This window comes from Guptibacillus spartinae, assembly GCF_028610625.1.
Taxonomy (GTDB): domain Bacteria; phylum Bacillota; class Bacilli; order Bacillales; family Guptibacillaceae; genus Guptibacillus; species Guptibacillus spartinae.
Window position 1 is genome coordinate 22,972 of record NZ_JAQQWU010000024.1, and the last position, 10,122, is coordinate 33,093.

Annotated in this window: 10 protein-coding genes; 3 read left to right on the forward strand and 7 right to left on the reverse strand. The window is 41.5% G+C overall.

Annotation, left to right across the window (positions count from 1 at the left end; translation table 11 throughout):
• Positions 1–194 precede the first annotated feature (194 nt).
• Entirely contained in the window at positions 195–767 is a 573-nt protein-coding gene (locus PQ511_RS22760) for a TetR/AcrR family transcriptional regulator (RefSeq protein ID WP_273854203.1), read from the forward strand.
• Positions 768–840: 73 nt separating this feature from the next.
• Complete coding sequence (locus tag PQ511_RS22765) at positions 841–4,008, forward strand: bifunctional cytochrome P450/NADPH--P450 reductase (protein ID WP_273854204.1); 3,168 nt, start codon at positions 841–843, stop codon at positions 4,006–4,008.
• A gap of 53 nt (positions 4,009–4,061) precedes the next feature.
• Here the strand turns inward: PQ511_RS22765 and dhaM are convergent, their stop codons facing one another.
• From dhaM to PQ511_RS22790, 5 genes are all read right to left on the reverse strand, one after another.
• Complete coding sequence (dhaM, locus tag PQ511_RS22770; RefSeq protein ID WP_273854205.1) at positions 4,062–4,448, reverse strand: dihydroxyacetone kinase phosphoryl donor subunit DhaM; 387 nt, start codon at positions 4,446–4,448, stop codon at positions 4,062–4,064.
• On the reverse strand, positions 4,448–5,068 hold the full coding sequence (gene dhaL / locus PQ511_RS22775) for a dihydroxyacetone kinase subunit DhaL (protein WP_273854206.1): 621 nt from the start codon (positions 5,066–5,068) through the stop codon (positions 4,448–4,450). The genes dhaM and dhaL overlap by 1 nt, the downstream gene beginning before the upstream one ends.
• Positions 5,069–5,080: 12 nt before the next feature.
• A complete protein-coding gene (dhaK, locus tag PQ511_RS22780; RefSeq protein WP_273854207.1) occupies positions 5,081–6,079 on the reverse strand; it encodes a dihydroxyacetone kinase subunit DhaK in 999 nt (332 codons plus the stop codon).
• A 124-nt stretch (positions 6,080–6,203) separates the two neighbouring features.
• Positions 6,204–6,839, reverse strand: a complete 636-nt coding sequence (locus PQ511_RS22785) for a YczE/YyaS/YitT family protein (RefSeq protein ID WP_273854208.1) — start codon at positions 6,837–6,839, stop codon at positions 6,204–6,206.
• Positions 6,840–7,118: 279 nt separating this feature from the next.
• On the reverse strand, positions 7,119–7,931 hold the full coding sequence (locus tag PQ511_RS22790) for an STAS domain-containing protein (protein WP_273854209.1): 813 nt from the start codon (positions 7,929–7,931) through the stop codon (positions 7,119–7,121).
• A 339-nt stretch (positions 7,932–8,270) separates the two neighbouring features.
• Between PQ511_RS22790 and PQ511_RS22795 the strand changes: the two genes are divergently transcribed.
• A complete protein-coding gene (locus PQ511_RS22795; RefSeq protein WP_098442444.1) occupies positions 8,271–8,471 on the forward strand; it encodes a cold-shock protein in 201 nt (66 codons plus the stop codon).
• A gap of 74 nt (positions 8,472–8,545) precedes the next feature.
• On the opposite strand, the gene PQ511_RS22800 is transcribed toward PQ511_RS22795, so the two are convergent.
• Together PQ511_RS22800 and PQ511_RS22805 are read right to left on the reverse strand one after the other, a co-directional pair.
• Positions 8,546–8,923: a cupin domain-containing protein gene (locus PQ511_RS22800; protein ID WP_273854210.1), complete on the reverse strand. Its 378-nt coding sequence runs from the start codon at positions 8,921–8,923 to the stop codon at positions 8,546–8,548.
• Positions 8,924–9,025: 102 nt separating this feature from the next.
• Positions 9,026–9,850 carry an MBL fold metallo-hydrolase gene (locus tag PQ511_RS22805; protein WP_420541751.1) on the reverse strand — a complete coding sequence of 275 codons (825 nt, stop codon included), beginning with the start codon at positions 9,848–9,850 and terminating at the stop codon, positions 9,026–9,028.
• Positions 9,851–10,122 lie beyond the last annotated feature (272 nt).

The window sequence follows — 10,122 nt, forward strand, 5'->3', positions numbered from 1 at the left end:
TGGTCTCATTCATTTTGCCAACCCTAACACAAAATTCCCAATTATTAGCATTACAATAGGTGAAATGGCCCTTTAGTTAACAGGATCTTCAATCTTTTTAGGACCTCTGCTTTATTGTTAAGCTTTTCCAATAGGTTTAAAATTGAAAGGGAATGAATGTTCATTCCGTATTTTTTTCAGAAAGGGGGATACTTATGACGATACAAAATAAGCGGGAAAACATTATGACAAGCGCTCTAGCCTTATTTGCCGAGCGAGGTTTTGATGCGACTACAGTACCAATGATTGCCACTTCAGCTAATGTTGGTGCTGGTACAATTTACCGTTATTTTGAGAATAAAGAGGTCCTCGTTAACACCCTTTTTCAAGATTATGTTCGAACATTTACAAAGACGATTGAGGATCAATTTCCCTTTCAACAATCTGTTCGTCAGCAGTTTCATCATATATTTAAAGCGATGATTTTGTTTACAAACCAGAATGAACACGCACTCTACTTCATTAAAAAACATAGTGCTGCACATTTTCTGGATAGTCAAAGTCAGGAGGATTTCACTCAGCTGCTTAACCTATTGAGAAGCTTTTTTGATACTGGTAAAGAGCAATCAATTATTCGAAACCTACCTTCTGAGGCCCTGATCGCCATTCTTTATGGAGCATTTATAGAACTTCAGAATCTTGTAAGAGCCGGTGAACTTCAACCTGATCCTGAGCTTTTTACTGGTATTGAAAATAGCTTATGGGATTCCGTAAGATCACATTCGTGAAGAGCATTCGTTCTTCATACTAGGAAATGAATGAACGTTCATTCCGTTAATTTATAGATGAGGTGATTAAATCATGACTACTAAGAAATCGTTCCCACAGCCAAAAACGTATGGACCTTTAGGAAACCTTCCTCTCATTGATAAAGAAAAACCAATTCAGTCTTTTATGAAGCTGGCAAAAGAACTTGGACCTATTTATCAATTCCAATTCCCTGGACGCACTAGTACGTTTGTTTCAAGTGCCTCCCTGGTAGCTGAAATAACAAATGAAAAACGCTTCGACAAAAAAGTAGGACCAGTTCTTCAAAAAGTTCGAGCTTTTGGAGGAGATGGCTTATTTACAAGTGAAACGAACGAAAAAAATTGGAAAAAAGCACACAACATCCTGCTTCCGAGTTTTAGTCAGCAAGCGATGAAAGGCTATCATAATAAAATGGTCGACCTTGCCACTCAGCTTATCCAGAAATGGGCTCGTCTTAATCCAGATGAAGAAATTGATGTTCCTGAAGATATGACGCGGTTGACCCTTGATACGATCGGGCTTTGTGGATTCGATTTTCGCTTTAATAGCTTTTACAGAGAAACCAACCATGAATTTGTTGATGCTATGGTACGAGCATTAGATGAAGCGATGAATCAATCCCAGCGTCTAGGGGTTCAAGATAAACTGATGGTGCGCTCCAAAAAGCAATTTAAAGATGATATTAACTATATGTTCTCTCTAGTCGATGGCTTAATCGCAGACCGTAAGAAGAATGGTGATCAAGGCGAGGATGATCTTTTAGCACATATGTTAAAAGGAAAAGATCCTGAAACGGGTGAACCGCTTGATGATGAAAATATCCGTTTCCAAATCATCACGTTCCTTATCGCTGGACATGAGACGACAAGTGGCTTACTTTCATTTACCCTTTACTACCTCATGAATAATCCAGATAAGCTCGCTAAAGCTCAAGAAGAGGTAGACCGTGTTGTGGGCGATGCGATTCCTGATTATAAGCAGGTAAAGCAGCTCAAATATGTTCGAATGATCCTAAATGAATCTCTTCGCCTATGGCCAACTGCGCCTGCCTTCTCTCTCTATGCAAAGGAAGATACAACATTAAATGGAGAATACCAAGTCGAAAAAGGCGATGAGTTCACGCTCTTACTCCCAGAACTACATCGTGATAAATCCATTTGGGGGGATAATGTGGAAGAGTTCGTACCTGAACGTTTTGAGGACCCGTCTTCTATCCCACAACACGCTTATAAGCCGTTCGGAAATGGACAGCGCGCATGTATTGGGCAACAATTCTCACTTCATGAAGCAACACTTGTCCTGGGTATGATTATTCAGCATTTTGACTTGATCGATCACTCGAACTATCAACTTGATGTGAAAGAAACATTAACGCTCAAACCTGATAATCTAAAAATGAAAGTGAAGCAACGAAAGGAATCGATTTCTTTTGTTGTTCCAGCTTCTGAATCTGATGAAAAAGAGAAAAAGGTAGCTCCTATAGCTATGGAAAATGCTCACGGTACTCCTCTTCTTGTCTTATATGGTTCAAATCTCGGAACCGCAGAAGGAATTGCCCGTGACCTAGCTGAAACTGGTCGACAACAAGGCTTTCACTCTGAAGTTGCTCCTTTGAACAATTATGTGAATGAACTTCCTCAGGAGGGAGCTGTTTTGATTGTTTCGGCTTCTTATAATGGAAACCCTCCAGACAATGCAGACGAATTTGTACAGTGGCTAGATGAAATGGAAGATGGAGGAGTAAATGGTGTGCAGTATGCTGTCTTTGGTTGCGGTGATCGTAACTGGGCAAATACGTATCAGCGAATCCCTTCCTTCATTGACGATCAATTGTCTACAAAAGGTGCGAAGCGAATTGCAGAAACTGGATTCGGCGACGCTAGCGATGACTTTGAAGGCGATTATGAGAAATGGGAAGCAACGTTATGGCCAAATCTCGCAGAAGCGATGAATATCGAATTAAATGAAAACAACTCAGAAAACAGTGCCATTTCAATGAGCTTCGTAAGTGGTGTCAGTGATACACCTCTCGCTAGAACGCACCATGCTTTTACTGCGATTATTAATCGAAATGTTGAATTGCAGCATACAGAGAGTGGAAGAAGCACGCGACACATTGAATTGATGTTACCTGACGGTGTGACCTATCAAGAAGGTGATCACGTTGGCATCCTTCCGCAAAATAGTGATGAAATGGTCAATCGTGTTCTTGAACGCTTCTCATTAAACGGGCAGGATCATGTGCTACTCACTGGCGACTCAGGTAAAGCAGCGCATCTTCCTACGGACAAACCAGTGAAACTTCAGGAGTTGCTTTCTTCTTATGTAGAGCTTCAAGAACCTGCAACGCGTTCACAAATACGTGCACTAGCTGCACATACTGTATGCCCACCACATGTTGTGGAGCTCGAGCAGTTACTTGAAGACGACACCTATAAGAAGGAAGTCCTTGAAAAGCGCGTTACGATGCTAGAACTCGTTGAACACTATCTAGCCTGTGAGATTCCATTTGAGCGGTTCATCGCATTACTTCCGCCACTGAAGGCTCGCTACTACTCAATTTCAAGTTCTCCGCTTTATAAAGAACGAGAAGCAAGCATGACGGTTAGTGTCGTTCGTGACACTGCTTGGAATGGTAAGGGAGAATACAAGGGTGTTGCTTCGAACTACCTGGCAACGCGTGAATTTGGTGACAAAGTGGCCTGCTTTATCAATACGCCACAGTCCAACTTCCAGCTTCCGGAAGATTCTGAAACACCAATGGTCTTAATTGGACCAGGAACAGGTATTGCGCCATTTAGAGGTTTCATTCAAGCGCGTCGGGAATTAAGCAAACAAGGCAAAGATCTTGGTGCAGCTCACCTTTACTTCGGCTGTCGTAATCCTGAACATGATTATTTATATCAGGAAGAGCTTGAACAGGCTGAAAAAGATGGACTTGTTACCCTTCACACGGCCTTTTCACGTTGCCCTGGACAGAAAAAAACGTACGTCCAACATCTTGTATCTGAGAATGCGAAAGATGTCATCCCACTCCTTAAGGACGGTGGACGCTTATATGTTTGCGGTGACGGTAGTCATATGGCTCCTGAAGTAGAGCAAACGATCATCACTAGCTATCAATCGATGTATGAAACTACTGAGCAAGAAGCCATTCAATGGCTAGAAGAACTTGAGCGAGACGGCCGGTATGCGAAAGACGTATGGGCTGGCGCTTAAAATACAGAAAACCAGCGCATCTATGCGGATGCGCTGGTTTTTTTCAATTTCTTTCACTGCACTTTCTTCGTATCTTTCGCCTGAACAGCTGACTCCACCACGTCATCTAGTGACTTGCCAAAACCTGCTTCCATCACCGCACTATAAGCGCCCTCAATGAACGGGGCATCAGCGATCTTGACGGAATGAGCATCCTCTATAAAATCGATCGCCATCTCTGCATTCATGACAGAACTTCCGAAATCCACAAGAATAACGACGCCATCCCCATTGTCCGCTTTTTCAATAGCGGTTTGAATTTTCATGGCACTCGTTCCCATTTCACCTTCATCCGTTCCACCAGCATCGAGCACAGTGACTTTAGGCTGGGCTTCATCTAGCATCTTTTTCAAGCCCTTTGAAATATCAGGACTATGTGAGACAAGGACAAGACCGACCACTAAGCTTCACCATCCATTTCAAGTACTGACGCAAGGGATTCGATTAGATAATAGGAAGACTGAGCCCCTGCATCCTGTTTCCCTTTTGATTTTTCTTTATAGTAAGCCGCTCTCCCTTTCTTGGCTTCATACTCTTTTACATGCTCAAGCGCTTCCTTCGCCTTGTCGATCAATTGATCAGCTGTAAGTTCATTTCCCTTCTCTTCCATTATCTCAATCACTGGTTCAAGTAAGTCGATCATCGTCTTTTCTTCTCGCTCTGCCTTACCTCGTTTCTTCATTCCCTCCACGCCAACACGGAGACCTGAAGAAAGGTCGCTAAGCTGAACCGTTGTTCCTTCTAACTGACTTCCAGCTTTCATAAAAAGCGTTCCGTAAAGCGGACCTGAAGCACCGCCTATTTTAGACAAAAGACTTGTTCCAACAGTTTTCAATACTTTCCCAGGTTCATCCGTCTCCTCAGGAAGCTGTTCGACAGCCGCCTTAAAGCCTCTTGTCATGTTCAGACCGTGGTCTCCATCACCAAGCGCCTGATCTAGATCAGTTAGTTGTTCTTTATGCGACTCTATCTTTTTAGCAGACTCTTTAATCCATTGTCTAGCCATTTCTGCGGTAAACATACTTTAACCCCCTTAGTCGTTTATCGTCCAAGCAATCGTCTGACATGGGCTTGTCACGTATTTCTTTCGTTCATTCGTTAACTTTAGGACTGTTAAAGAAGCCCCTGCCATTTCAAGCGCAGTCATATAGTTTCCAACTAACGTTAATTCCGTTTTGAGACCTTTTTCCTTTAGGAGATCTTGTATTCGATTATTTAGAATGTATAGCTCCATTAATGGAGTTGCGCCCATTCCGTTCACCATAACCGCTGTTTCATCTCCTTCTTTTAGTTCTAGTTCAGGTAGCACTTCTTCTACAAGGCGCTCTGCTAATTTGTCGGCTGAAATGAGTTCAATCGTTTCCATTCCAGGCTCACCATGAATGCCAATCCCTAGCTCCATTTCATTTACGTTAATATCAAACCCGGGGTTCCCTGAGCCAGGCACCTGTGCAGGTTGAAGTGCTGCCCCCATTGACCTCACGTTGTGAATCACTTCTTCAGCAAGCGCTTTCACTTCTTTCAATGTTTTTCCTTCTTTGGCCGCAGCACCTGCAATTTTATGAACAAAAATCGTTCCCGCTACGCCTCTCCGCCCAGTCGTATGCGTGCTATCTTCTACCGCAACATCGTCATTAACAATCACTTGTTCAACCGATATGCCTTCATCTTCTGCCATCTCGGCCGCCATTTCAAAATTCATGACATCTCCAGTATAATTTTTAGTAATAAGAAGAACTCCCGTCCCCTGGTCAACCGCTTTAATCGCTTCTAACACCTGATCTGGAGTAGGAGACGTAAACACCTCTCCGCTTACAGCAGCGTCAAGCATACCTTCCCCTACAAAGCCAGCATGTGCAGGTTCATGGCCACTTCCACCGCCGCTAACAATACCTACTTTGTTTTCCGATAGATTCTTTTTCATCAGAACTGTCGTGCTTTCCAGTCTTTGATAGGATTCGGGATGTGCCTTCACCATTCCGTCCAGCATTTGGCTTACAACGTCATCTGGTTGATTGATTATTTTTTTCATCAGTCGATCCCTCCCAGAATAGGTATACCCTTGATTTATATTTCGCAAAAGTCGAAATAAAGTGAATTCAGGCGATTCAATTAAAAAACGCTTTTGTTTTTGAACAAAAGCGTTTTACATAACTTTATAAATACTCCTCATGCGGTGCTTGCGTTGGATACAGCATGTAATACATTGGATACGCTCTTTCATACCAGAACTGTATAATTGGTCCGAGTAGAAACACGAGCGCAATTGTCCCTATGCCAACCGGACCACCAATGAGTAGAGCAAGAGTTGCCATCACAACGGCGACAATTGTCTGTCCCATCTGCAAACTAAGGTTGAATCTCGCGCTAATGACAAGAAATAGCTGATCGAACGGAGCTCTTGGGAACTGTGGCAAAATATAGATAGCTACTCCTAAACCAATTGCAACCATACCAGCGATCAGTATCGCAACTTTTGCTAGTAATGGGGCTGCTGTTAACTGAACGGAAGAAAACACGATTTCTAACCAAAAGTCGAGGATAAAGCTTTCTAGAATAATCGGCAGAACTGCCCCATATTCCGGTTTCTTTTTCATTAAGCTCCCATTGAGAAAAATGACAAGGATTTGAAACACCCCGTACCAAAAACCAACTGTTAGTCCCGCCAAATCTGATAACCCAATGAAAAAGGATGTCCAGAATCCAGCTCCTAGAGTTGCATGAATCACAAGCGCAACACCAAAAAAGTTAATAAACATACCAAGAAGATAAACCGTAATTCGATAAAGCATTACGACATCCTCCCTTCCTAAAAAATAAAGAAAACCTAAGCATCCTGATTCCATCTGCTGGTCAGTCAGACCTTTGAAGACAAACCGTCTTATCGCCTAAGATCGTAGTGTTCTTGCTTGTGGAAGAGAGGATCTTACTAAGATTTTTCGAGACCATTTTATTAGTCATTGTCTTCACCGTCAATGGATTTTACTTATAAAAGACATTCCAGTTTATTCGCTTTTCCTCGCAAAAAAAGCTGTCCATCCTGGACAGCTTTTACGCTTAGACAATAAAGATTATAAAATATGTTTTGCTAATGCTTGTTTTAACGTACTATGAGTTTGGATGGAAGAGAAATCAATCCCAAGGTGGATCATCGTTTGAGCCACTTCTGGCCGAATACCGGATAAAATTCCCTTTACTCCTAGAAGTTCAAGAGAATAAATAATGCTAAAAATGTTGTTGGCAACCATCGTATCGACAATCGTGACACCAGAAAGGTCGATAAATAAATGCGTCAATCGTTTTGCAGTTGACTCTCTTAGAGCTGTTTCCATAAGAAGACTGGCACGATGCGTGTCGATCTCACCGATAATAGGTAAAACAGCAACGCCTTCAAGAATTGGCACAACCGGTACTGAAAGCTCAAGAAATACTTCTTGAGCATGACTAAGACTATTCTTATATGAGGCAACATAAGCAGTACTGTAAGCATAAACAGCTTGATCAAGTAAACGGTCAATCAATTTCCCGGCTTTAAAAACACTTGGAACCGATTGATTTGCTTCAATTGTAATGAGCTCAATCACGTCCCATATTGCCATTCTAAATTCTGACGTAGTTTTCAGTGACTCATCTAATTCTGAACCGAATTGAACAGCCAGCTCTCCTGTCTCTCTACCCCACTTAGTGACCTGTGGCAGCGTTTCTTCTAAACCAATTAAGATTGTATCCGCACATAGCTGAACAAGCTCAGTATGTAACCTAAGGGCTTCTGCAGTGCCCTTGCCCGGTTTCAGTAAGCTTTTAGCTATATCTAACTTTCTTGCCTCTAGCTGCTTTCCTATCAATCGTACTTCTTGATCAATAATCGAGTCTTGAACTGGCATATCTTCTACCTCCGCTGATAAATCGAATCTCTACTCTATCATAGAGGAACACCTTTCATTTTACATTAAAAATTTTCACTTCCTTTAAATCAGATAATGATTTCTATAAAGTGGTGGATCAATTTAAACTTCAATTCATTTTATCATTCATAAACAAAAGTTCAGGATTTTTCAGAAGAGGTTTGCTTTTTTTGGGAGACGTGTTATACTAAGGTTAATTATTGTTGTTCGGTACTGATTATTAAAGAGCAGGCTACTTTAGGAAGTACTTACATCTCAAATGATTATGTAGAGCAGGAATAGTAATATTTGTGCAAAATGCACTTGGAGGATACACACATGAATAAAGGTACAGTAAAATGGTTTAACGCAGAAAAAGGTTTTGGCTTCATCGAAGTTGAAGGCGGAGACGACGTATTCGTACATTTCTCAGCTATTCAAGGCGAAGGTTTCAAAACTCTTGAAGAAGGTCAAACAGTTACTTTTGACACTGAGCAAGGTAACCGCGGACCACAAGCTACTAACGTAGTTAAAGCGTAAATCATATTGAAAAAGCTCTTCCCCGGTGGAAGAGCTTTTTTGTATTTCTATTTCCTCTATGTTGAGTATTAAAATTAAAATTCCTCCTGTACTTCTGATGGTTCTTTCTCACTCAAAAACAAATCTGGATTCAGTTCCCCTTCAATGGCAATAGCGGTTAACCCTTTTTCAGTCGTCGTCTCATGCCATTCATCTTTATTCCAAAAAACAGCATCGCCTTCTTTTACTTTTACTAACTCATTCTCTTCTCCTCTTACTAGCCCTTCTCCACTTACAATTAATAATAATTGGGGTGTCACGGCCTGGTGCAAACCTATTAACCCCTCTTTGTCCAGATACATTGCGCCAATATGTACACTTGATTCTGTTTGAGTAATACGAGACATGACAAACTGCGATCCAAATTTAGTTATTTCCTTTCCTGCCGATCGACTATAATTGAAAACTCTCATCTCTTATCCTCTCCTCTTTTTACTGTATTCGATTATGAAAAGCTCTTTCCCTTCTCCTTCTTCTTCAAAACAAAACCCCCTTCATTAAAGGAGGTTTTGCACTTACGTATGAAAAAGTGTTCCTTCAAGAGCCTTAAGATAGCGTACAGCTGAACGCTGGACTGCCTCATCTGCGTTAGACTTGACGACACGATGAAAAGCGTTATAAAGGCGAGCAAACTTTAGCGGCTTGACCTTATGAGCCATTTCCTCTACTTTACTCGCAGGCAGAGGAATTAAATTAGGATAACTATACATAAAACTTACCCAATCCTGATCAGCTACAACCTGAATAATATCTCCGGTTAACAGTAATCCCTGTTCTTCATTGTCTTCTTTCACATGAAGCACTGAACCCCCTTGAAAGTGTCCTCCAAGACGATGAATGGTTAAGCTAGGGGCGAGCTCCAACTCCTCACCATGCCAGAATACCATTCTTTCACTCTTTCTCATGACCCATTTTGTATCGTCTTCATGAATGTAAATTGGAACTTCAAAGGCTTCAGCCCATTCTACTTGAGAAGAGTAATAATGAGGATGCGAAAGGGCTATGGCGTCAATTCCACCAATCTCATTGATCGCTTGCATCGTATCTTTATCAAGATAGGAAAGGCAATCCCATAGCACGTTAAATCCATTACGCTGCACCAGGTACGCTGTTTGTCCAATCGCAAATGTCGGGGCTGTCGTGATGCTATACAATCCTGTCTGTTCTTCAATCATTTGATTTTGAAACGGTTTGTTTTGCATTTCCGCAAGCGTCGTCCATTCCTGTCCATCTGGATTAACATATTGTCTTTCCTCTTTACAAATCACGCAATCACTTGGGTAGGATTCCATTTCCTCGTATTGCGTTCCACAGGTGATGCATATTGGTCGTGTCATCATGATCTCCTCACTTCCTATGTATATGGAAATGATAACCTATAAAACTATTTAATACCACCTAACAATGTCTTATTACTCTCTACAACTTTAGAAGGAGATTGATGTCATTTTCCTCATAGAAAAAAGCATTCCGCAAGGCGGAATGCTCAGGCTGTCGAGAAAGTCTCGACAGCCTGTTTTTTTATCTCATTTCCCTCAATTATCCATTTTGTTTTGTTATCCTATAGGTAGATTCTATTTAGGCGGTGATTTTAATGTTCCAATCTAGACAA

Coding starts and splice junctions, on each gene's coding strand:
- PQ511_RS22805 (WP_420541751.1), bottom strand. CDS start 9,850: ATGATGACACGACCAATATGCATCACCTGTGGAACGCAATACGAGGAA.
- PQ511_RS22790 (WP_273854209.1), bottom strand. CDS start 7,931: ATGCCAGTTCAAGACTCGATTATTGATCAAGAAGTACGATTGATAGGA.
- PQ511_RS22760 (WP_273854203.1), top strand. CDS start 195: ATGACGATACAAAATAAGCGGGAAAACATTATGACAAGCGCTCTAGCC.
- PQ511_RS22800 (WP_273854210.1), bottom strand. CDS start 8,923: ATGAGAGTTTTCAATTATAGTCGATCGGCAGGAAAGGAAATAACTAAA.
- PQ511_RS22785 (WP_273854208.1), bottom strand. CDS start 6,839: ATGCTTTATCGAATTACGGTTTATCTTCTTGGTATGTTTATTAACTTT.
- dhaL (WP_273854206.1), bottom strand. CDS start 5,068: ATGTTTACCGCAGAAATGGCTAGACAATGGATTAAAGAGTCTGCTAAA.
- dhaK (WP_273854207.1), bottom strand. CDS start 6,079: ATGAAAAAAATAATCAATCAACCAGATGACGTTGTAAGCCAAATGCTG.
- PQ511_RS22765 (WP_273854204.1), top strand. CDS start 841: ATGACTACTAAGAAATCGTTCCCACAGCCAAAAACGTATGGACCTTTA.
- PQ511_RS22795 (WP_098442444.1), top strand. CDS start 8,271: ATGAATAAAGGTACAGTAAAATGGTTTAACGCAGAAAAAGGTTTTGGC.